This window comes from Leisingera sp. JC1 (genome assembly GCF_001679925.1).
Classification (GTDB): domain Bacteria; phylum Pseudomonadota; class Alphaproteobacteria; order Rhodobacterales; family Rhodobacteraceae; genus Leisingera.
The window spans coordinates 137,613-160,025 of record NZ_LYUZ01000092.1 but is presented as its reverse complement, the minus strand read 5'-3'; the positions used below and the strand labels follow the sequence as shown (position 1 = coordinate 160,025).

Genomic DNA, 22,413 nt, shown 5'->3' with positions numbered 1-22,413 from the left:
CAATTGCAGGGAAGGACCGGTGTTTCACGCGTTTTCCGCCGTCACAGTGACCGTATTCCCACGTTTTGCGCCTTGTTCGGCGCCTTCTGCGGCGCTACAGCATAGGGGCAGCTAAGTTCAGGAGCCAAATGATGTCCAAACTGGTCACGATCTATGGCGGATCCGGTTTCGTGGGCCGCTACATCGCGCGGCGCATGGCCAAGGAAGGCTGGCGGGTGCGGGTTGCCGTGCGCAGGCCAAATGAAGCCATGCATGTGAAACCCTACGGCGTGCCGGGCCAGGTGGAGCCGGTGTTCTGCAACGTCCGTGATGACATGTCGGTCGCATCGGTGATGCAGGGGGCGGATGCAGTTGTGAACTGTGTCGGCGTGCTGAATGAGCTGGGCAAGAACACCTTCGGCGCCATTCACGCCGAGGGCGCAGGCCGCATTGCCCGCATCGCGTCGCAGCAGGGTGTTGCCGATCTGGTGCATATCTCTGCGATTGGCGCCGATGCGGATGCCGCCAGCGAATATTCTCGAACCAAGGCCGCAGGCGAGGCTGCTGTTCTTCAGCATTTCCCGGGCGCTGTGATCCTGCGCCCCTCGGTGATCTTCGGGGCCGAGGACGGCTTCTTCAACCGCTTTGCCGGCATGACGCGTTTGTCGCCCTTCCTGCCGATTGCGGCTGGCGGTACAAAATTCCAGCCGGTGTTTGCGGATGATGTGGCCAAGGCTGCGGTCAAAGGTGCGCTGGGTGAGGCTGAGGGCGGCGTCTATGAGCTGGGCGGACCGGAAGTCAAAACCTTCCGCGCGCTGATGGAACAGATGCTGGAGGTGATTCACCGCCGCCGCGTCATCATCTCTCTGCCGGGCTTTGCGGCCAAGCTGGTGGCGTTTGGCTTTGACGTGCTTCAGTTCGTCAGCTTCCAGCTGATCGAGAACAAGATGCTGACCCGCGACCAGCTGAAAAGCCTGAAATCGGACAATGTGGTGTCTGACGGCGCCAAGGGGTTTGCGGATCTGGGCATTGACCCGGTGACGGTTGGCTCCGTGCTGCCGGACTACCTGTGGAAGTTCCGCCCCTCTGGCCAGTATGACGAGATGACAGGTTCTGCCCGCAATCTGCGCAACGGCGCCTGATCTGCAGAGATTTTCAAGGTTTGAGAGCGCGGGGATTGTCCCGCGCTTTTTCTTTGCGCCTCAGCTGGTGTAGGCGATGGTCAGCAGCACCAGGCCCAGGATCACGCGGTAGATCACATAAGGCGTGAAGCTGACGGAGCGCAGCAGCCGCATCATCAGGCTGAGTGCGGCCAGCGCCGATAACATTGCCAAGAGGGCAGCGATCCCGGCATCGCGCAGCAGCGCTGTATTGGCCTCCAGCGCCACTTCGGTTCCCAGCAGCAGGCCGGAGGCGATGATGGTCGGGATCGACATCAGCATAGCAATGCGGGCGCCGTCTTCGCGGGTGTAGCCCAGCTGCCGCGCGCCGGTGATGGTAATGCCGGACCGCGAGGTGCCGGGGATCAGCGCCAGCATCTGCCACAGCCCCATGATCAGCGCATCGCGCAGACCCCAGTCGCCGGCCTGTTTCGCTTCGGAGCCTTTCTGGTCGGCCCAGTAGAGCACCAGCCCGAAGCCGAGCATGGTCCAGCCGATCACGGTGATCGACCGCAAGGCATCGCTGAGGCCGGTGAAGTGCAACAGGGCGCCGAACAGGACGGTGGGAATGGTGGCCACGATCAGGCCCAGGGCCAGCCGCGCGCCGGGCGTGTCCATTCGGCCGGTCAGGGCGCGGGGCAGGCCGATCAGCCCCTCGCGCACATCGCCCCAGAAATAGATCATCACAGCCGCCAGGGTGCCGACATGCACGGCGACGTCGATCACCTGGCCCTGATCCTCCAGCCCGGTGAGGCCCGGCAGCAGAATCAGGTGGCCGGAGGAGGAAACTGGCAGGAATTCGGTGATGCCCTGGATCAACGCAACAAGGATCAGCTGAAAAAGCGGCATGCTGAAATCATTCCTCAAGGGCCGCGGACGGGCCGTAAACTGTCGCGACTCTGTATAAATCCCGGCTCTGGATTGGAAAGTCATTATTAAGGTCCGTTGTGGACCTAAAAATTCTGTACATTTCCATCAAACACGATATCAGAAGAAAAGCGCTGGCAAAATAGGTCAGCAAAGTTGACATAATAGCGCAACCGTACCTGCAAGGGTGCCTGCGCAGCCAGACAAACGATGGAGTCCAGCCCGTGGCCAAGCAACCGATGCTGAAATTTGTGCAGATCGAACGCGACATGCCTCAAAAGCGTGACGCGAGTGTACGCAAGGAAGACTTCAATGAGATTTACGCGGAGTACGCTGCTGCCAAGGCGGAGGAACAGGCCAGCCGCTGCAGCCAGTGCGGTGTGCCCTATTGCCAGAGCCACTGCCCGCTGCATAACAACATCCCCGACTGGCTGCGCCTGACTGCGACCGGTCGCCTGGAAGAGGCCTATGCCACCAGCCAGGCCACCAACACCTTCCCGGAAATCTGCGGCCGCATTTGCCCGCAGGACCGCCTGTGCGAAGGCAACTGTGTGATCGAACAGTCCGGCCACGGCACCGTGACCATCGGCTCTGTCGAGAAATACATCACCGACACCGCCTGGGAAAACGGCTGGGTGAAGCCCGCCGCGCCGCTGGCCGAGCGCAGCGAGAGCGTCGGCATCATCGGCGCCGGCCCCGGCGGCCTGGCGGCAGCGGACATGCTGCGCAAGTCCGGCGTGCAGGTCACGGTCTATGACCGCTATGACCGCGCCGGCGGTCTGCTGATGTACGGTATCCCCAGCTTCAAGCTGGAAAAGGATGTGGTCGAGCGCCGCAACAAGCTGCTGGCGGACGGCGGTGTGACCTTTGTGCTGAACTGCAACGTCGGCGAGGACATCTCGTTCGAAGAAATCCGCAAAAAGCATGACGCGGTGATCATCGCCACCGGCGTCTATAAATCGCGCGATCTGGCGATGCCGGGCAGCGGCTCGGAAGGCATCGTCAAGGCGATCGACTTCCTGTGTGCCTCCAACAAGAAGAGCTTTGGCGACGAAGTTGCGGAGTTCGACAACGGCAGCCTGAATGCTGAGGGCAAAAAGGTCGTGGTTATCGGCGGCGGTGATACCGCGATGGACTGCGTGCGCACCTCGATCCGCCAGGGCGCTACATCGGTCAAATGCCTCTACCGCCGGGACCGGGCCAACATGCCGGGCTCCCAGCGCGAGACCCAGAACGCCGAGGAAGAAGGCGTGATCTTTGAATGGCTGTCGGCACCCAAGGGTTTCACGGACGAGGGCGGCAAGGTATCCGGCGTAATGGTGCAGAAAATGCGCCTGGGCCAGCCGGATGCGTCGGGCCGTCAGGCACCGGAAGTGATCGAAGGCGCGGATTATGTCGAGGAGGCCGATCTGGTCATCAAAGCCCTGGGCTTTGAGCCGGAAGAACTGCCCGCTCTGTGGAACCAGCCGGAGCTGCCGGTGACCCGCTGGGGCACCGTCAAGGCCGCGTTCAAGACCGGTGCGACCGAACTGGACGGCGTTTATGCGGTGGGCGACATTGTGCGTGGTGCCTCGCTGGTGGTCTGGGCGATCAAGGACGGCCGCGACTGCGCCGAGGCGATTCTCGACAACTTCAACAGCAAGGCCGCAGTGGCGGCAGAATAACCCGGCACCCCCTGTACACCGTCTGTGCAACCCCTGTGCACCGGCGGAGCAGCGAAGGAGCCGCAGCAAGGTCAGCATTGCTGACCCAGCCAGCAGAAGGACAATGGATATGAGCGAATTGCAGGGACAGTGCATGTGCGGCGCGGTCAGCGTCACCGCAACGCCGGTTCAGGCGTCCCTGACCGCCTGCCATTGCGACATGTGCCAGCGCTGGGCCAGCGGACCGTTCCTGAGCTTTCAGGCTGATACCGGCTATGCGGCGCTGGGTCCGGTGCGGACCTACCAGTCTTCGAAATGGGCGGAACGGGCATTCTGCGGCGAGTGCGGATCGGTGCTGTGGTACCGGATGACGGCGCCTGGAAAGATGCATGGCCACACGCAGATTTCGGCGGGCCTGTTTGAAAACGCCGGCGGCGCTGCGCTGAAGCTGGAGTTCTTCGTCGACGAAAAGCCCGTAGGCTATGGTTTTGCCGGTGCACACCGGCGGATGACCGGCGAAGAATGCCTCGCCATGTTTGCCGAAACCGCTGAAGGAGAGGCCTGAGGCCCGCCCGGCCCGCTGCTGATTGCCATGCCGATGAAGATCCGCAAATCCCTCCGTCAGGCAATGTTCCGCCTGAGATCCCGCCGCCTCCACGCGGACGCGGTGCTGGAGATCCGTGCGCTGGAAGGGCGCGGGGATGGCGGCATGATCGTGTTCACCAGCTATCACGCCAATGCTGCCAAGCGCGGACTGCTGGAGTTTGCGGCCAGTGCCTCGGACGGCGGCGCGCGCCATTGCATCTTTGTCACCGACCGCCGCCAGGGATGGTTCCAGGGGGCAGGCGTTGCGGCTTCGATCCTTCGGGCCGTGTCCGGCTATGTTCAGCACCACGGTTTGCGCCGGCTGATGACGGTCGGGGTGTCGATGGGCGGCTATGGTGCGCTGTCTTATGCCGCGGAGCTGGGCGCGGGCCGCGCGCTGGCGCTGGCGCCGCAATACTGTCCACGCCCGGAGACGTTTCCGGCGGACCGCCGATGGATCGGGGCGCGCAGCCGGATCACGGATTTCAGCCGCCCCGCGCTGGATCAGGCGATGGGCGGGGAGGTGCAGTACACCCTGCTGCATGGCCGCAACAACGCCGAGGATGCGCTGCACTGGCAATCCTTCCCGCAGGGGCCGGGCATCCATCATTATCTGGCTGACCGCGACAGCCACGATGTCATCGACCCGCTGCGCGACGCGGGCATCCTTTACCCGGTGATCGGCGCCGTCTGGCAGGACGATCAGGACCGCGTGAAAACCCTAATGCAACGGATCCGCGCGGTGCCCCGCGCCTGGGGCGAACGCGCCCTGGATCTGCACACACAACCGGCCGCAGCAGCCTGCTGCGCCATCAGTTAATCGGAGAACGTCATGACCAATTTTGATGCCGCATGGGTCAAGGCCGAGGAAAACAAGCGCAAGTGGATGGCCGAAAACGGTCTCTATTCCGAGGAAGAAGAGCATTCTTCCTGCGGCGTGGGCCTGGTGGTTTCGGTTGACGGCAAGAAAAGCCGCAAGGTGGTTGAGGCCGGCATCGACGCGCTGAAGGCGATTTGGCACCGCGGCGCGGTGGATGCCGACGGCAAGACCGGCGACGGCGCGGGCATCCATGTGCAGATCCCGGTTCCGTTCTTCTATGACCAGATCCGCCGCACCGGCCACGAGCCGCGCCAGGATGAGCTGATGGCGGTGGGCCAGGTGTTCCTGCCGCGCACCGATTTCGGCGCCCAGGAGCGCTGCCGGACCATCGTCGAGACCGAAGTTCTGCGCATGGGCTATTCCATCTATGGCTGGCGCCATGTGCCGGTCGATGTGACCTGTCTGGGTGAAAAGGCCAATGCGACCCGCCCTGAGATTGAGCAGATCCTGATTTCCAACGCCAAGGGTGTGGATGAGGAAACCTTTGAGCGCGAGCTGTATGTGATCCGCCGCCGGATCGAGAAGGCGGCCAATGCGGCAGCAATCTCGGGCCTCTACATTGCGTCGCTGTCCTGCCGCTCGATCATCTACAAGGGGATGATGCTGGCAGAGCAGGTTGCGGTGTTCTACCCGGACCTGATGGATGAGCGGTTTGAGAGCGCCTTTGCGATCTATCACCAGCGCTATTCGACCAACACCTTCCCGCAGTGGTGGCTGGCGCAGCCGTTCCGGATGCTGGCGCACAACGGTGAGATCAACACGCTGAAGGGCAACCTGAACTGGATGAAGAGCCATGAGATCCGCATGGCGTCGGCGACTTTTGGCGACTATGCCGAGGACATTAAGCCGATCGTGCCGGGCGGTGCCTCCGACTCTGCCGCGCTGGACGGCGTGTTCGAGGTTCTGGTGCGCGCGGGCCGATCCGCGCCGATGGCAAAGACCATGCTGGTGCCGGAAAGCTGGTCCAAGCAGGCGGTGGAGCTGCCGCAGGCCTGGCGCGACATGTATTCCTACTGCAACTCCGTGATGGAGCCCTGGGACGGCCCCGCGGCGCTGGCAATGACCGACGGCCGCTGGGTCTGCGCGGGCCTGGACCGCAACGGCCTGCGCCCGATGCGCTATGTGGTTACCGGCGACGGGCTGGTGATTGCGGGCTCCGAGGCGGGCATGGTGCCGATTGACGAGGCATCGGTGGTCGAGAAGGGCGCCCTGGGCCCGGGCCAGATGCTGGCCGTGGACATGGAAAAGGGCAAGCTGTTCCGCGACACCGAGATCAAGGACAAGCTGGCGCGCGCGCTGCCGTTCGGCGACTGGGTCAAGCGGATCAACGATCTGGACGCGACCCTGGCCAAGGTGAGTGAACAGCCGCTGTTCAGCGGCGAGGAGCTGCGCCGCCGCCAGGTGGCCGCAGGCTACACGATCGAGGAACTGGAGCAGATCCTGGCGCCGATGGCCGAGGACGGCAAGGAATCGCTGGCCTCGATGGGCGACGACACCCCGTCGGCGGTGCTGTCAAAGATGTACCGCCCGCTGAGCCATTTCTTCCGCCAGAACTTCAGCCAGGTGACCAACCCGCCGATCGACAGCTTGCGGGAATTCCGGGTGATGTCGCTGAAGACCCGCTTCGGCAACCTGAAGAACGTGCTGGACGAGGACAGCTCCCAGACTGAGATCATCGTGCTGGAAAGCCCGTTTGTCGGCAACGCCCAGTGGGACAAGCTGGTGGACCAGTTCAACGCGCCGCTGGCAGAGATCGACTGCACCTTTGCGCCGGGCCGCGGCTCGCTGAATGCGGCGCTGGCGCGGATCCGGGCGGAGGCTGAGGAAGCCGTGCGTTCGGGTGCCGGCCACATCGTGCTGACCGACCAGCATTCCGGCGCGGACAAGGTTGCGATGCCGATGATCCTGGCGACCTCGGCGGTGCATTCGCATCTGACCCGCAAAGGCCTGCGTACATTCTGCTCGCTGAACGTCCGGTCTGCTGAATGCATCGACCCGCATTACTTTGCGGTGCTGATCGGCTGCGGCGCCACCGTGGTGAACGCGTATCTGGCCGAGGATTCGCTGGCGGACCGCATTGAGCGCGGGCTGCTGGATGGCTCGCTGACCGAGAACGTCGCGCGCTACCGCGAAGCCATCGACCAGGGCCTGTTGAAGATCATGGCCAAGATGGGGATTTCGGTTGTTTCGTCCTACCGCGGCGGTCTGAACTTCGAAGCCGTGGGTCTGTCCCGCGCCATGTGTGCGGAATACTTCCCGGGCATGACCTCGCGCATTTCGGGGATCGGTGTGACCGGCATTCAGACCAAGGCGGAGGAAATCCACGCCAAGGCCTGGAAGGCGCCGGAAGGCATCCTGCCCATTGGCGGTTTCTACAAGGCGCGCAAGTCGGGTGAGACCCACGCCTGGGAAGCCACCAGCATGCACATGATGCAAATGGCCTGTAACAGAGCCTCATATGAGCTGTGGAAGCAGTATTCGGCGAAGATGCAGTCGAACCCGCCGATCCACCTGCGCGACCTGCTGCAGATCAAGCCGCTGGGCAAGGCGGTGCCGATTGAGGAAGTGGAATCGATCACCTCGATCCGCAAACGGTTTGTCACGCCGGGCATGTCGCTGGGCGCGCTGAGCCCCGAGGCGCATAAGACGCTGAACGTGGCGATGAACCGGATCGGCGCCAAGTCGGATTCGGGCGAGGGCGGCGAAGATCCGGCACACTTTGTGCCGGAGCCGAACGGCGACAACCCGTCTGCGAAGATCAAGCAGGTGGCGTCGGGCCGCTTTGGCGTGACCGCAGAATATCTGAACCAGTGCGAAGAGCTGGAAATCAAGGTGGCCCAGGGCGCCAAGCCCGGCGAGGGCGGCCAGCTGCCGGGGATGAAGGTCACTGACCTGATCGCCCGCCTGCGCCACTCGACCAAGGGTGTGACCCTGATCTCGCCGCCGCCGCACCACGATATTTACTCGATCGAGGATCTGGCGCAGCTGATCTACGACCTGAAGCAGATCAACCCGCGCTGCAAGGTGACGGTGAAGCTGGTGGCGTCTTCGGGCGTTGGCACCATCGCCGCAGGCGTTGCCAAGGCGAAGGCCGACATCATCCTGATCTCGGGCCACAACGGCGGCACCGGGGCGTCGCCGGCGACCTCGATTAAATATGCCGGCCTGCCGTGGGAGATGGGCCTGACTGAGGCGCATCAGGTGCTGGCGATGAACAACCTGCGCGAGCGGGTGACCCTGCGCACCGACGGCGGCCTGCGCACCGGGCGCGACATCGTGATGGCGGCCATGCTGGGGGCCGAGGAATACGGCATCGGCACTGCGGCCCTGATCGCGATGGGCTGCATCATGGTCCGCCAGTGCCAATCCAACACCTGCCCGGTGGGCGTCTGCACCCAGGACGAATCCCTGCGTGCCAAGTTCACCGGCAATGCGGACAAGGTGGTGAACCTGATCACCTTCTACGCCCAGGAAGTGCGGGAAATCCTCGCTTCCATCGGCGCCCGCAGCCTGGATGAGGTCATCGGCCGCGCCGACCTGCTGGCGCAGGTGTCGCGCGGTTCTGCCCATCTGGACGACCTGGACCTGAACCCGCTGCTGATCACCGTCGATGGCTCTGCCAACATCGTCTATAACCGTGAGCGCGAGCGCAATGCGGTGCCGGACACGCTGGATGCGGAAATCGTGCGCGATGCCGCCCGCTTCTTGCAGGATGGCGAGAAGATGCAGCTGTCTTATGCGATCCAGAACACCCACCGCACCGTGGGCACCCGGACCTCCAGCCACATCGTGCGCAACTTCGGCATGCGGAACTCGTTCCAGCCGGATCACCTGACGGTGAAGCTGCAGGGTTCCGCCGGCCAGGCGCTGGGCGCCTTTGCGGCACCGGGGCTGAAGCTGGAAGTGTCGGGCGATGCCAACGACTATGTCGGCAAGGGCCTTTCGGGCGGCATCATCGTGGTGCGCCCGCCGCAGGTGAGCCCGCTGGTGGCGTCTGAAAACACCATCATCGGCAACACCGTTTTGTACGGCGCCACCGATGGCTACCTGTTTGCGGCTGGCCGCGCAGGCGAGCGCTTTGCGGTCCGCAACTCCGGCGCCAAGGTGGTGATCGAGGGGTGCGGGTCCAATGGCTGCGAATACATGACCGGCGGCGTTGCGGTGATCCTTGGCTCGATTGGTGCCAACTTTGGCGCCGGGATGACTGGCGGCATGGCCTATCTCTTTGATCCCGAAGGCAAAGCCGAGGACTTGATGAACAAGGAATCCCTTGTCACCTGCCCCGTCACCGTTGCCCACTGGGAAGCGGAGCTGAAGGGCCTGATTGCCCGCCATCTGGATGAAACCGGCAGCCGCAAAGCCGCGGAGATTCTGCAGCACTGGGACATCGAGAAGGCGAACTTCCTGCAGGTCTGCCCGAAGGAGATGCTCGACAAGCTGCCGCATCCTGTGATGCAGGAGCAGGCGGCTGTGCCGGCGGAATAAGCCCGGTTAGAGACGAAATTCAGAATCCCGCAGGCAAATGCTTGCGGGGTTTTGTTTTTGGCAGTTGGTTACCGGGGGCATGCTGGCCTATAGAGGGGCATGGCGAAGGCAGTTGCAAAAAAGAAGAAAGCCAAGAGCAGCAAGAAGACGGCGGCGCTGAAGATTCAGCCGTTGCGCTGGCTGCGGCGCTGGGTTTTGCGGGGGGCGCTGGCGGTTGCCGCGGTGTTCTTTGCGCTCATCCTGCTTTACTCGGTTGTGAACCCGCCGATCACCCATACCATCTGGGCCGAGCAGCGCCGTCTGGGCGAAGTGGACCGGATGTGGGTGCCGCTGAAGGAAATGGCTCCAGTGCTGGCGCGGTCGGTGGTGGCGGCCGAGGATGCGCAGTTCTGCCGTCACTGGGGGTTTGACGCCCGCGCCATTCAGGCGGCGATCGAGGCGGGCGGTTCCCGCGGCGGCTCGACCATTTCGCAGCAGGTGGTGAAAAACGTGTTCTTGTGGCAGGGCCGCAGCTGGCCGCGCAAGGTGCTGGAGACGCTGCTGACCCCGGTGGTGGAGATTGTCTGGAGCAAGCGGCGCATCCTGGAAGTCTACCTGAACGTGGCGGAAATGGATGAGGGCGTGTTCGGGGCCGAAGCGGCGGCGCGCAAATATTTCGGGGTCGGGCCGGATCAGCTGAGTGCCCGGCAGGCGGCGCTGATTGCCGCGGTGCTGCCAAATCCCAAGGAGCGTTCGGCGCGCAAACCGTCAAACTTCGTGCAGCGCCGGGCACGGCGGATCCAGGACGGGGCGGCCACCATTCGCGCAGACGGGCGGGCGGATTGTTTCGAGGATTGAATCTTTGCCCCGCCCAAGGCATTGCTGAATCAACTGTTGTAAGTTTTCTGGAGATCCCCTGTAGCCATGGCGCGTCTGTACCACGTTCCCCTGTCCCCCTATTGCCGCAAGGTTCGGCTGTCGCTGGCAGAGAAGAAGATCGAGGTTGAACTGGTCGAGGAGCGCTACTGGGAGCAGGATCCGGATTTTCTGCGTCGCAACCCGGCTGCCAAGGTGCCGGTGATCCGGCTGGACGGGCAGATGATGGCCGAAAGCGCCGCGATCTGCGAATACCTGGAGGAGACCCGGCCTGAGCCGCCGCTGATGCCCAAGGATGCCGAGGGCCGTTACGAGGTGCGCCGCCTTGTGAGCTGGTTTGACGACAAGTTCCACCATGAGGTGACCTCGAAGCTGCTGTATGAGCGGGTGAACAAGAAGATCACCGGCGAGGGGTATCCCGACAGCCGCAACGTCAAGGCCGGCGCCAAGGCGATCAAGTACCACCTGGATTACATGGCCTGGCTGCTGGACCACCGGCGCTGGCTGGCCGGGGATATGATGACGCTGGCGGATTTTGCCGCGGCGGCGCATCTGTCGTCGCTGGACTATATCTCGGATGTGGACTGGAACCGCTCGGCGGTGGTCAAGGACTGGTACGCCAAGATCAAGTCGCGGCCTGCGTTCCGGTCGATCCTGGCGGATCAGGTTCCGGGGTTCCGGCCGCCGCCGCATTACACCGATCTGGATTTCTGATATCAACCGGTTGAGGGGCGCTGCCCCCGCGGCCCGATGGGCCGCTCCCCCGGAGTGTTTGGGCAAAGATGAAAGACGGGTCCGGCATCAAGGAAAAACTGGTGGCGCAGGCGCTGGCCGAGGGGTTTGTGTCCTGCCGTATCTGCCGGCCCTGGGACGTGCCAGAGGTGCCTGGACGGCTGCAGGTCTTCCTTGAGGCCGGGTATCACGGGCAGATGGGCTGGATGGCGGAGCGCACTCATTGGCGCGGCGACCCGGCGCAGCTGTGGCCGGAGGCGCGGTCGGTGATCATGCTGGCTGAAAGCTACACACCTGAGGAAGACCCGATGGCGGTGGTGGGGCAGGCGGACCGCGGCGCGGTGTCTGTCTATGCCCGCAACAAGGACTATCACGACCTGGTCAAGAAACGGCTGAAGCGGCTGGCGCGCTGGCTGATTGCCGAGGTCGGGGAAGACTGCGAGGTGAAGGTCTTTGTCGATACTGCGCCGGTGCCGGAGAAGGCGCTGGGCATGGCGGCCGGACTGGGCTGGCAGGGCAAGCACAGCAACCTGGTGAGCCGGGATTGGGGGAATTGGGCCTTTTTAGGGTCTGTTTTCACCACAGTGGAGCTACCCGCAGATGCGGCAGAGCGGGATCGTTGCGGGTCTTGCCGGGCTTGTCTGGACAGCTGCCCGACCGATGCTTTCCCGGCGCCCTACCAAGTGGATGCGCGGCGCTGCATCTCTTACCTGACCATCGAGCATAAGGGGCCGGTCGAGGAAGAACTGCGCGGCAAGCTGGGCAACCGGATCTATGGCTGCGACGACTGCCTGGCAGCCTGCCCCTGGAACAAGTTTGCGGTGGCGGCCAGCGACATGCGCTATGCCGCACGCGAGGAGTTGAAGGCGCCGAAGCTGGCGGAGCTGGCGGTGCTGGATGATGCGGCATTCCGGGAGAAGTTCTCCGGCTCGCCGATCAAGCGCATCGGGCGCGATAGGTTTGTGCGCAATGTGCTGTATGCCGTTGGCAATTCCGGCCTGGCGGAGCTGCGCGGTGTAGCGCAGGGGCTGGCGGAGGATCCGGATCCGGCGGTGGCGGATGCGGCGCGTTGGGCGGTTCAACGGCTTTCGTGACGCAAACAGGATGGACGGGCCGCAAATAGGCGTTACACCCGGTCCGGCGAACAGAATTTGAAGGGGCTGGGCATGACGCTGCTGCTGGGAGTGGACACGGGCGGAACCTACACGGACGCGGTGCTGATCCGTGACGAGAAGGAGGTAATCGCCTCTGCCAAATCGCTGACCACGCGCCAGGATCTGGCGATTGGCGTCGGCGGCGCGATCCGGGCGGTGCTGGAGCAATCCGGAGTACAGCCGCAGGAGGTATCGCTGGCGGCGCTGTCCACAACGCTGGCGACCAATGCGCTGGTCGAGGGTCAGGGCGGCCGGGTGGCGTTGATCTATATCGGCTTTAAGGAGGATGATCTGGACCGGCACGGGCTGCGGGACGCGCTGAAGGGCGATCCGGCGCTGGTGATCGGGGGCGGTCATACCCATGCGGGCAGCGAGGCTGCGCCCCTGGACACAGAGGCGCTTGAGTTGTTCCTGCGCACCGAGGGCCAGGGGGTGACAGGCTTTGCCGTGGCCAGTGTCTTTGCCACCCGCAATCCGGCGCATGAGGTGGAAGCAGCGCGGATCATTCATGAGATGACCGGCGCACCGGCCACCTGCTCGCACCAGCTGTCGGCCAAGCTGAATGGGCCCAAGCGGGCGGTGACCGCGGTGCTGAATGCGCGGCTCATCGGCATGATCGACCGGCTAATCGGGCGGGCGCAGGACACTTTGCGCGATCTGGGGATCGAGGCGCCGATGATGGTGGTGCGCGGCGACGGCGCGCTGATGAGCGGCGAGCAGGCGCGCGAGCGGCCGATCGAGACTATCCTGTCCGGCCCGGCGGCCTCAATCGTCGGTGCGCGCTGGATGACCGGCGCGGATCATGCGCTGGTGAGCGACATCGGCGGCACCACGACGGATGTGGCGCTGATCAAGGACGGTAAGCCTGCGATTGATCCGGCAGGCGCACGGGTCGGGGCGTTCCGCACCATGGTGGAGGCGGTGGCGATGCGCACCACCGGCCTGGGTGGTGACAGCCAGGTGCATCTGAACACCAGCGGGCTGTCCGGCGGGCTGACCCTGGGGCCGCGCCGGGTGGTGCCGGTCTCGCTGATTGCCACCGACGCGCCGGAGGTGGTGCATGCGGCGCTGGATGAGCAGCTGCGCAATTCCACCGTGGGCGAGTTTGACGGGCGTTTCGTGCGGGCGGTGCCGGGGGTGCCGGTTGCGGGGCTGAGCGAGCGGGAGGCCGGTCTGCTGGCGCGGATCGGGATGCAGGTGCACCCCTTGGGCCAGATCCTGCGCACCCGGATGGAGCATGGCTCATTGGGCCGGCTGGTGGACCGCGGTCTGGTGCAGGTCAGCGGTGTGACGCCTTCGGATGCCAGCCATGTGCTGGGCCGGGTTGAGGCCTGGGACCGCGAGGCCGCGGAAAAAGCGCTGACGCTGTTTGCGCGGCGCCGGGTGGGCAGCGGCGACATGGTGGCCAAGGATGCGGCGGTGCTGGCGCAGATGATCATTGACCAGCTGACCGAACAGACAGCTTTGACCTTGCTGGAGTCTGCTTTTGCCGAGGAGGCCGAAAGTTTTGGTCTGCCGGAGGATCAGCTGGCGCGGCATGTGCTGATGCAACGCGGGCTGGCAAAACATCGCGGGCTGCTGGCGCTGGATGCGGCGCTGAATGTCGATGTGGTGGGTCTGGGTGCCTCTGCCCCCAGCTATTACCCGGCGGTGGGGGAGCGGCTGCATTGCAACATGATCCTGCCGGAACACGCGGGCGTGGCGAATGCCATCGGCGCTGTCGTGGGGCGGGTCACCATGCGGCGCAGCGGCACTGTGACCTCGCCCGCAGAGGGCAAATACCGGGTGCATCTGGAGAGCGGGCCAGTGGATTACCAGGCCTCAGACGAGGCGCTGGCAGCGCTGGAGGCGGCGCTGGCAGGTGAGGCCCGCGGTGCGGCAGAGGAAGCGGGCGCCGAGGACATCCATGTGCATGTGGAGCGGGATATCCGCACCGCGCAGGTGGAGTCGCGGGAGGTGTTTGTCGAAGGCACGCTGACCGTGGAAGCCAGCGGGCGGCCGCGGGTGGCGCACGTCTAGCGCAGGTTTAACTGAGTGGGTTTTCAGGAAAACCCGCTGCCTCCGGCGGGGATATTTGGAGCCAGGAGACGCAGGCGCGCCTGTTGGGCATCTGGCATGTGAATAGCCCCGCCGGGTTACGGCGGGGCTGAAAGTGCGTTGTTAGAGCCTACTCTGCGGCAGTATCGCGCTTGGGCAGTACCCAGTCCGGCCGCGCGAAATGGCAGGTGTAGCCGGAGGGCAGCCGCTGCAGGTAGTCCTGATGCTCGGGCTCGGCCTCCCAGAAGTCACCTACGGGTTCAACCTCTGTCACCACCTTGCCGGGCCAGAGGCCGGAGGCGTTGACGTCGGCGATGGTGTCCTCGGCCACGGCCTTTTGCGTCTCGTCCGTGTAGTAGATCGCGGAACGGTAGCTCATCCCCAGGTCATTGCCCTGACGGTTCAGGGTGGTGGGGTCGTGGATCTGGAAAAAGAACTCCAGCATCTCCCGGAAGGAGGTGACGGCAGGATCAAAAATGATCTCGATCCCTTCGGCATGGGTGCCGTGGTCCCTGTAAGTGGCATTGGGCACGTCGCCGCCGGTATAGCCGACACGGGTGCTGATGACGCCGGGGCGTTTGCGGATCAGTTCCTGCATGCCCCAGAAACAGCCGCCTGCCAGGACGGCGCGTTCGGTGGTGCTCATTTCACGACCTCCACTTGGTTGATATAGGCGCCATAACCCTCGGCCTCCATGTCGTCCAGATGCACGAACCGCAGCGAGGCGGAGTTGATGCAGTAGCGCAAGCCGCCGCGGTCCATCGGCCCGTCCGGGAACACATGGCCCAGGTGGCTGTCGCCATGGGTGGAGCGGACCTCGGTTCGGATCATGCCGAGGGTGCGGTCCTCCAGTTCCTGGATATGCGCGGATTCGATGGGCTTGGTGAAGCTGGGCCAGCCGCAGCCGGATTCGTATTTGTCGGAGGAGGCAAACAGCGGCTCGCCCGAAACGATGTCCACGTAAATGCCCGGCTCCTTGTTGTAGAGCAGCTTGCCGGTGCCGGGGCGTTCGGTGCCCGCGTTCTGGGTCACATAGAACTCTTCCTCCGACAGCGCTGCAACGGCGTCCGGGTTTTTGAAGTATTTGGTCATGGTGTCCTCCCGCCTGTTCGCGTTGCAGCAGAACATGGGGTCTGGAGGCGCAAATGCAAAGCCCTGTTACAGGCGGCTCGCAAAGCCGTGTGCTGAGTGGCAGGCAATCCTGCATAGGGTCTGAAACTCTGGTAATGTGTGACGGCAGGACCTTGAGTGAGGATTTGGCTATGCGGTTCTTTCTTTTGCTGGCGGCTGCATTGCTCACGGGCGCGGCCGCAGGGGCGGCACCGGCGGGCGGCAGCTTTGCCTCCATTGATGGCGGAGAAATCCGGCTGGAGGATTTCCGCGGCCGGCCGGTGCTTGTGGTGAACACGGCGTCCAAGTGCGGATTCACTGGACAGTATGCCGGTCTGCAGAAGCTCTATGACACATACCAGGCGCAGGGGCTGGTGGTGCTGGCGGTGCCGTCGGACGATTTCAACCAGGAACTGGCCAGCGCTGAAGAGGTGAGGGAGTTTTGTGCCGTGAACTACGGGCTGACTCTGCCGATGACTGAAATCACCCAGGTAACCGGCCCGGGTGCGCATCCGTTTTACCAGGCGGTACGAGCTGAAACAGGGTTTGAGCCTGGCTGGAATTTCAACAAGGTTCTGGTTGCGCCGGACGGTTCTGTCGCGGGCACCTGGGGGTCGGCGGTGAAACCGGGGTCCAGCCGTATCGTGAATGCCGTGGAGAAGTATCTGCCTTAGGCGGCGAAGGCGCCGGCCAGCTCCGCGGGCAGGGTGAACTCGCCCAGCACCCGGGCGCGGGCGTCAGCCGACATCTTGCGGGCGGTCTTCTCGACAATGCGCTGGACCTTGTCCGCCGGGTGTTTGGCGGCGAAGGGTTCAAAATACCATTTCAGGAAGACAAAGCAGATAATGTCCTCCAGCGCCTGCACCTGATCGTCGCGCTTGATGCCTTCCTTGCGCAGCATTTTTGCCGCGGCGTCCACGTCCTCTGCGCCATAGCCCGCGTCCTGCATCAGGGTTGTGACCACGTCGGCGTGGTGCTCTGCCTCGGCCTTGCGCCAGGCGAGGTAGCCGGCACGTCCTTCCGGGAAAGCGCTGCGTTCCAGCTTCCAGCGTTCCACATGCTGGCCGCGGGCAGCGATCTGCAATGGTTCGGCAGCGTCCGGGAACAGGCGCTCCTGTTCTGCGCTCATCCGCTGGCCATACAGCAGCGCGGCGGGCTGGCCGTCTTCCAGGGTCGGGTCCTTGGCATTGGCGGCGTCGATGGCGTCCAGCACCTGGGATAGTTGCGCGCTCATGCCGCGTCCTCCTGTTTATGTCCTTGCGGATCAGGTTAAGGCGGAAACGCAAGCACTTGCAACGGGTCCGCGCCGCGGCAGCGGCGCCGGGCCCGAGGGGCAGGCGGGCGTCACCCCGGCTTGGCCGCGCGGGAGAGCTCCGGTTGCGTTCGTCCGGGCTGGCGGGCGAGCTGAACCGCCAGAATGCCGCCGGTGACGATGGCAACGCCCAGCACGTCGAGCGGGCCCAGTTTTTCCCCCAGCAGAACGCTGGCGACGGCGACGCCGAACACCGGGTTCAGGAAGTGGAAGGTGGCGGCGCGCACCGCGCCGATGCGGTTCAGCAGCAGCACCCAGATGAAGGTGGCCATCAGCCCCGGCACGATGGTGGTGTAGGTAAAGGCCGCCGCCAGCCGCCAGGTGGGGTTCACAAAGATATCCTCGCTCAGCGGGGCAGCGACAAACAGGATGGCAGAGCCGATCAGCATTTGCAGCCCCACCACCATCATGAAGTTGCCGCCGGAGGTGGCACCGCGCAGGGCGAGTGTTGCGGTGGTGAGGGCAAGCACGCCGATCACGCAGAGGAAAACCCCCATCAGGTCCACACCAGCGCTGAGGCGGGTGCCCATGATCAGGGCGACACCCAGGATGCCCGCGAGCAGACCTGCGTAGCCAAGGGGCCGCAGCCGCTCTCCGAACAGCATCCAGCCGGCCAGCGCCACCAGCAGCGGCATGGTGGAGGCGATGATGGCGGCCAGGGAGGCCTCGATCCATTGCATGGCGACGAAGTTGAGGCCGAGGTAGAGCGCGTTCTGGCAGAGGCCGAAGATCACCGTCGCGCGCCACTGTCCCGGAGTCAGCCGCCATGTCTGGCCCATGGCGCGGGCGATGGCGACGCCGATCAGGCCGGAAATCAGGAAGCGCACCGCCAGCGAGAACAGCGGCGAGGCGTCCTGCACGATGATCCGGGCCGAGGTAAAGGCCGAGGACCACATAAGGGCAAAGGCCAGCCCCATGGCAATTGCGCGTGCGTCCATTGTCCCAACCCTTTCTGCTGCGGGGGACTGTCGGGGAAGCGGGCGGCGGGATCAAGCCCCGTTATTCAAGCCCTGTCAGCTGAGGCGGGCTGCAAAGATCTGCCAGCTGGCGGCACCGAAGGCGGCGGCGAACAGCGCCTCGAACAGGCGGCGCAGGCGGATGTAGATACGGCTGGCGGCGGCGCTGGAGAACAGGATCGCGTAGCCGTGGAAGATCAGCGTGCTTTGCACCGCGATGGCGGCAATCACCACCAGCAGCGCCGAGGGTTCGGTGCCGGGCGGAATGCCGATGGCGTAGAGCGAGCCGAAGAACAGGATCGCCTTGGGGTTGGTCAGGTGCAGCGCCAGCCCCTTGGCGTAAGCTGCCCGCAGCGAAGGCGCTGCAGAGGGGCGCAGTTCCGGGGCGCCGGAACGCAGGGCAGAACGCGCCGAGCGGATCGCCAAATACATCAGATAGGCTGCGCCGAAGTAGCGGACCACCTCGAACATCCAGGCATTGGCCAGCATCACCGCGCCCAGTCCAAATGCGGCAGAGACCGACCAGATCAGCGAGCCGCTGCTGACCCCGGCCGCCAGTGCCAGCCCGGCGGCGCGGCCGCGCTGCATGGCGGTGCCGGCGATGGTCAGGGTGGCGGGTCCGGGGCTGGCGCCGGCCAGCAAAGCGGCACCCAGGATCAGCAGCAGATTGACGTTCTCCATGGTGCAGGCTCCCTTGTGCGTTGGCCTCAGCCTGCGCCTCTGGGGCCGGTTTGGCAATCAGCAACGCTGCGGTGGCGGGCGAACAGTTTGGCCGGGCCTGCGGGGCAAAAGAAAAGGGCCGCCCGCAGCGGGCAGCCCTCAAACCGTCCGGATCACATCCGGTATCAGCCGTTGACGCTGTCTTTCAGCGCTTTGGCGATGGTCATTTTCACAACCTTGTCGGCTTCCTTGGTGAACTTCTCACCGGTGGCCGGGTTGCGCACTTCGCGCTCGGGACGCTCGCGGCAGTAGATCTTGCCGACGCCCGGCAGGGTCACGGCACCGCCGCCCGACACTTCGCGGGTGATCAGCGAGCAGACCGCTTCCAGGGCGGAGCCTGCGACTTTCTTGTCGCTGCCCATTTCCTCTGCCAGAGCGGCAACAAGCTGGGTTTTGGTCATCGGTTTGGACATTCTTCGTCTCCTTAAACTGCCCGAACTGTGGGGCCTCATCGCGTGACATTATCGTTATGTTGTATGATAACACAACTTCTTGTGTGCTCCGCACAGGCCAAAAAGGGCATTTTTTCTAGGAAAACTGCAAAAAACCGCCCTACAGGAAGGCTGTTTCGTCGAACGAGCGCAATTTCCGGCTGTGCAGACGCTCCAATGGCATCCCGCGCAGGCGTTCCATAGCTCTTATGCCGATTTGCAGATGGCGCGCAACCTGGGTGCGGTAAAAGTCCGACGCCATGCCCGGCAGCTTCAGTTCGCCATGCAGCGGCTTGTCCGAAACGCAGAGCAGCGTGCCATAGGGAACCCGGAACCGGTAACCGTTGGCGGCGATGGTGGCGCTTTCCATATCCAGCGCCACGGCGCGGGATTGGGACAGGCGCTGCACCGGGCCGGACTGGTCGCGCAATTCCCAGTTGCGGTTGTCGATGGTGGCGACTGTGCCGGTGCGCATGATCCGCTTGAGGTCGAAGCCTTCGTATTCGGTGATCTCGGCCACCGCCTCCTCCAGCGCGACCTGGATTTCCGCCAGCGCCGGGATCGGGGTCCAGATCGGCAGGTCGTCGTCCAGCACGTGATCCTCGCGCAGGTAGCCATGCGCCAGCACGAAGTCCCCCAGCGCCTGGGTGTTCCGGAGGCCCGCGCAATGGCCGACCATCAGCCAGGCATGCGGGCGCAGAACCGCGATGTGGTCGGTTGCGGTTTTGGCGTTGGAGGGGCCGACGCCGATGTTGACCAGGGTGATGCCGTTCCCGTCCTCGCGCTTCAGGTGGTAGGTGGGCATTTGCGGCAGCTTGCCGGCTTCGGGGATCACCGCGTCAGGATCTGTGATCTCGTGGTCGCCGGTGCTGACAAAGCTGGTGTAGCCGCTGTCCGGGTCAGCCAGCCGGGCGCGGGCATAGGCTTCGAACTCCGCCACGTAGAACTGGTAGTTGGTGAACAGGACGTGGTTCTGGAAATGCTCAGGGCTGGTGGCGGTGTAATGGCTGAGCCGTGCCAGCGAATAGTCGATGCGCTGGGCGGTGAACAGCGCCAGCGGGCCGGTGCCGTTTGCGGGCTGATAGGTGCCGTTGACGATGTCGTCATTGGTGGTCGACAGATCCGGCACGTCAAACACGTCGCGCAGGGTAAAGCCGGCCGCACCGTCCTGCGGCACGGTCAGATCCGGACGCGAGGCAACTGCGAAATGCACCGGGATCGGGGTGTCCGAGACGCTGATGGTCACCGGCTGGCCGTGGTTGCGGATCAGCAGGCCGATCTGCTGGATCAGGTAGTTGCGGAACAGGTCCGGCCGCGTGACCGTGGTGGCATAGGTGCCGGGCGCGGAGACATGGCCGAAGCTGAGGCGGCTGTCCACTTGGGCAAAGGTCAGGGTGGAAAACCGGATCTCCGGGTAATAGGCGCGGATGCGCTGGTTGTCCGGCGCGCCGTCCGCCATCGCGCGGATGAACTCATCGCACAGGAAACCTGTGGCCTGGCGGTAAAGCAGTTCCAGCCGGTCCACGGCCTCGGTTGCGTCGTTGAAGCTTTCGTCCGGCGGATGGCCGGGGTGTTTTGTTGTTATCATTGGGCAGGCTCGATTACCGGGATTTTCTGGAATGTGCGCACATCGACCAGGCCGAGGTCGGAGATCCTGAGTTCCGGGATCACCACCAGCGCCAGAAGCGAGTGCTGCATATAGGCGTTGTTGAGGGCGCAGCCGCAGGCCTGCATCGCCTCCATCATCACCTGCGCCTTGGCGGCGACATCGGTGGCGGGGCTGTCGGACATCAGGCCGGCAATCGGCAGTTCGACCAGCGCCAGTTCCTGCCCGTCCTTATACAGGGTGATGCCGCCGCCTACCTGCGCCAGCCGGTTGGCCGCCAGCGCCATCTGTTCGCGGCCGGTGCCGACCACGATCATATGGTGGCTGTCATGCGCCACGGTGGAGGCCATCGCCATTTTGCCGCTGTAGCCGAAGCCGGAAACAAAGGCGTTGGTGACGCCGCCGGTGGCGCGGTGGCGTTCGACCAGGGCGATCTGGCAGACATCGCCGCTGCCTTCGACCAGCCCGTCCACCACCGGCAGCTCCGCCCGCAGCGCCTTGGTCGGGGCCTGGTTTTCGACCACGCCGATCACATTGGCGGTGACGGCATTGGCGCCTTCCGGCGCGGCTAGTTCGAAGTCCTGTGCGGTCAGCTCGTGGCCCAGGTGCACGGTGCCGCGGGCGCTGGCGGGCCAGTCGTAATGCGGGCAATCGACCTTGATAGAGCCTGATTCCGCAACGATCTGCCCGCGGGCGATCACCACCTCGATGGGCAGTTCGCGCAAATCGGAGGTCAGGATCACGTCGGCGCGCCGGCCCGGGGTGATGGAGCCGATCTCGCGCTCCAGCCCGAAATGGGTGGCGGTATTGATCGTCGCCATTTGCAGGGCCACAACGGGATCGCAGCCGCAGGCAATGGCGTGGCGCACCACCCGGTTCATGTGCCCGTCGTTGACCAGCGTGCCGGAGTGGCAGTCATCCGTGCAGAGGATGAAGTTGCGCGGGTCCAGCCCTTTCTCGGTGACGGCGGTGATCTGGCTTTCGACGTCATACCAGGCCGAGCCGAGCCGCATCATCGACCGCATCCCCTGACGCACCCGGGCAATGGCGTCGGCCTCGCAGGTGCCCTCGTGATCGTCCGCCGGGCCACCGGCCACGTAAGCCGCGAAATCGGGGCCAAGGTCGGGGGAGGCATAGTGGCCGCCCACGGTTTTGCCCGCCCGTTGGGTGGCGGCGATTTCCGCCAGCATCTTGGGGTCGGCGTTGGCAACCCCGGGGAAGTTCATCATTTCCCCGAGGCCGATGATGCCCGGCCAGTTCATCGCCTCTGCCACATCCTCGGCAGAGATTTCATAGCCGGTGGTTTCCAGCCCCGGCGCCGAGGGCGCGCAGCTGGGCATCTGGGTGAAGATATTCACCGGCTGCATCAGCGCCTCGTCATGCATGTAGCGCACCCCGTCCAGGCCCAGCACATTGGCAATCTCATGCGGGTCGGTGAACATCGAGGTGGTGCCATGCGGGATCACTGCGCGGGCAAATTCCGCGGGGGTGAGCATGCCGCTTTCAATATGCATGTGGGCATCGCACAGGCCGGGGATCATGTAGCGGCCATCCGCCTCGATAATCTGCGTCTCCGGCCCGGTGCAATAAGAGGCATCCGGCCCGACATAGGCGATGCGCCCGGCCTTGATCGCAATATCATGGCCCGGCAGCTGTTCGCGGGTGTGGACATTGACCCAGATGCCCTGCCGGATCACCGTGTCGGCAGGCGCGCGGCCTGCGGCTACTTCGATCAATTGCGGGGCGGAGTCGGGCCAGCTCGGAAAAATGTTATCTGACATAATCCAATTGTTCCGATTGCGGGCGGGAAGGCAAGCGGATTGCTCGCTTTGCCATCAAAGCTTCATGCGGGTGGTGGAAAGGCGCCGGAGACTGACGCATTTGGCATTGCGGTGGCAGAA

General features: G+C 64.3%; 19 protein-coding genes. 10 read left to right on the top strand and 9 right to left on the bottom strand.

The window, feature by feature from the left end:
• The first annotated feature begins 131 nt into the window (after window positions 1–131).
• Window positions 132–1,121, top strand: a complete 990-nt coding sequence (locus A9D60_RS13515) for a complex I NDUFA9 subunit family protein (RefSeq protein ID WP_065268146.1) — start codon at window positions 132–134, stop codon at window positions 1,119–1,121.
• A 60-nt stretch (window positions 1,122–1,181) separates the two neighbouring features.
• On the opposite strand, the gene A9D60_RS13510 is transcribed toward A9D60_RS13515, so the two are convergent.
• A complete protein-coding gene (locus tag A9D60_RS13510) occupies window positions 1,182–1,988 on the bottom strand; it encodes an undecaprenyl-diphosphate phosphatase (protein WP_065268081.1) in 807 nt (268 codons plus the stop codon).
• A gap of 242 nt (window positions 1,989–2,230) precedes the next feature.
• Here A9D60_RS13510 and A9D60_RS13505 point away from each other — a divergent pair, with 242 nt between their 5' ends.
• The 8 genes from A9D60_RS13505 to A9D60_RS13470 all read left to right on the top strand — a co-directional run bounded on the left by A9D60_RS13505 (window position 2,231) and on the right by A9D60_RS13470 (window position 14,359).
• The gene (locus tag A9D60_RS13505; protein WP_065268080.1) at window positions 2,231–3,670 is read left to right on the top strand and encodes an NAD(P)-dependent oxidoreductase; all 1,440 of its coding nucleotides are present in this window, start codon (window positions 2,231–2,233) and stop codon (window positions 3,668–3,670) included.
• A gap of 109 nt (window positions 3,671–3,779) precedes the next feature.
• Window positions 3,780–4,214, top strand: coding sequence for a GFA family protein (locus tag A9D60_RS13500; RefSeq protein WP_065268145.1), 435 nt, complete (start codon window positions 3,780–3,782; stop codon window positions 4,212–4,214).
• A gap of 63 nt (window positions 4,215–4,277) precedes the next feature.
• A complete protein-coding gene (locus A9D60_RS13495) occupies window positions 4,278–5,054 on the top strand; it encodes a hypothetical protein (RefSeq protein ID WP_254656695.1) in 777 nt (258 codons plus the stop codon).
• Window positions 5,055–5,066: 12 nt separating this feature from the next.
• On the top strand, window positions 5,067–9,599 hold the full coding sequence (gltB, locus tag A9D60_RS13490) for a glutamate synthase large subunit (RefSeq protein WP_065268078.1): 4,533 nt from the start codon (window positions 5,067–5,069) through the stop codon (window positions 9,597–9,599).
• Between the two features lie 99 nt (window positions 9,600–9,698).
• Window positions 9,699–10,436, top strand: coding sequence for a monofunctional biosynthetic peptidoglycan transglycosylase (gene mtgA, locus A9D60_RS13485; RefSeq protein ID WP_065268077.1), 738 nt, complete (start codon window positions 9,699–9,701; stop codon window positions 10,434–10,436).
• Window positions 10,437–10,502: 66 nt separating this feature from the next.
• On the top strand, window positions 10,503–11,168 hold the full coding sequence (fzlA, locus tag A9D60_RS13480) for an FtsZ-binding protein FzlA (protein WP_019297524.1): 666 nt from the start codon (window positions 10,503–10,505) through the stop codon (window positions 11,166–11,168).
• Window positions 11,169–11,236: 68 nt separating this feature from the next.
• The gene (queG, locus tag A9D60_RS13475; protein ID WP_065268076.1) at window positions 11,237–12,280 is read left to right on the top strand and encodes a tRNA epoxyqueuosine(34) reductase QueG; all 1,044 of its coding nucleotides are present in this window, start codon (window positions 11,237–11,239) and stop codon (window positions 12,278–12,280) included.
• 72 nt (window positions 12,281–12,352) lie between these two features.
• Window positions 12,353–14,359, top strand: coding sequence for a hydantoinase/oxoprolinase N-terminal domain-containing protein (locus A9D60_RS13470; protein ID WP_065268144.1), 2,007 nt, complete (start codon window positions 12,353–12,355; stop codon window positions 14,357–14,359).
• Between the two features lie 148 nt (window positions 14,360–14,507).
• Here the strand turns inward: A9D60_RS13470 and msrA are convergent, their stop codons facing one another.
• Window positions 14,508–15,023 (bottom strand): peptide-methionine (S)-S-oxide reductase MsrA, encoded by a 516-nt coding sequence (gene msrA, locus A9D60_RS13465; RefSeq protein ID WP_065268075.1) that lies wholly within the window; start codon window positions 15,021–15,023, stop codon window positions 14,508–14,510.
• Window positions 15,020–15,469 carry a peptide-methionine (R)-S-oxide reductase MsrB gene (gene msrB, locus A9D60_RS13460; RefSeq protein WP_019297528.1) on the bottom strand — a complete coding sequence of 150 codons (450 nt, stop codon included), beginning with the start codon at window positions 15,467–15,469 and terminating at the stop codon, window positions 15,020–15,022. The genes msrA and msrB overlap by 4 nt, the downstream gene beginning before the upstream one ends.
• A gap of 170 nt (window positions 15,470–15,639) precedes the next feature.
• Here msrB and A9D60_RS13455 point away from each other — a divergent pair, with 170 nt between their 5' ends.
• Entirely contained in the window at window positions 15,640–16,161 is a 522-nt protein-coding gene (locus tag A9D60_RS13455) for a glutathione peroxidase (protein WP_065268074.1), read from the top strand.
• Here the strand turns inward: A9D60_RS13455 and A9D60_RS13450 are convergent.
• From A9D60_RS13450 to ade, 6 genes are all read right to left on the bottom strand, one after another.
• On the bottom strand, window positions 16,158–16,721 hold the full coding sequence (locus A9D60_RS13450) for a DUF4202 domain-containing protein (protein WP_065268073.1): 564 nt from the start codon (window positions 16,719–16,721) through the stop codon (window positions 16,158–16,160). The two genes, A9D60_RS13455 and A9D60_RS13450, sit on opposite strands and share 4 nt — an antisense overlap.
• Window positions 16,722–16,831: 110 nt before the next feature.
• On the bottom strand, window positions 16,832–17,737 hold the full coding sequence (locus A9D60_RS13445; RefSeq protein ID WP_065268072.1) for a DMT family transporter: 906 nt from the start codon (window positions 17,735–17,737) through the stop codon (window positions 16,832–16,834).
• 75 nt (window positions 17,738–17,812) lie between these two features.
• Window positions 17,813–18,436: a LysE family translocator gene (locus A9D60_RS13440; protein ID WP_065268071.1), complete on the bottom strand. Its 624-nt coding sequence runs from the start codon at window positions 18,434–18,436 to the stop codon at window positions 17,813–17,815.
• A 164-nt stretch (window positions 18,437–18,600) separates the two neighbouring features.
• A complete protein-coding gene (locus A9D60_RS13435) occupies window positions 18,601–18,888 on the bottom strand; it encodes an HU family DNA-binding protein (RefSeq protein ID WP_019297532.1) in 288 nt (95 codons plus the stop codon).
• Window positions 18,889–19,027: 139 nt separating this feature from the next.
• Entirely contained in the window at window positions 19,028–20,494 is a 1,467-nt protein-coding gene (locus A9D60_RS13430) for an AMP nucleosidase (protein WP_065268070.1), read from the bottom strand.
• Entirely contained in the window at window positions 20,491–22,293 is a 1,803-nt protein-coding gene (ade, locus tag A9D60_RS13425) for an adenine deaminase (RefSeq protein WP_065268069.1), read from the bottom strand. Before ade ends, A9D60_RS13430 begins: the two co-directional genes overlap by 4 nt.
• Window positions 22,294–22,413 lie beyond the last annotated feature (120 nt).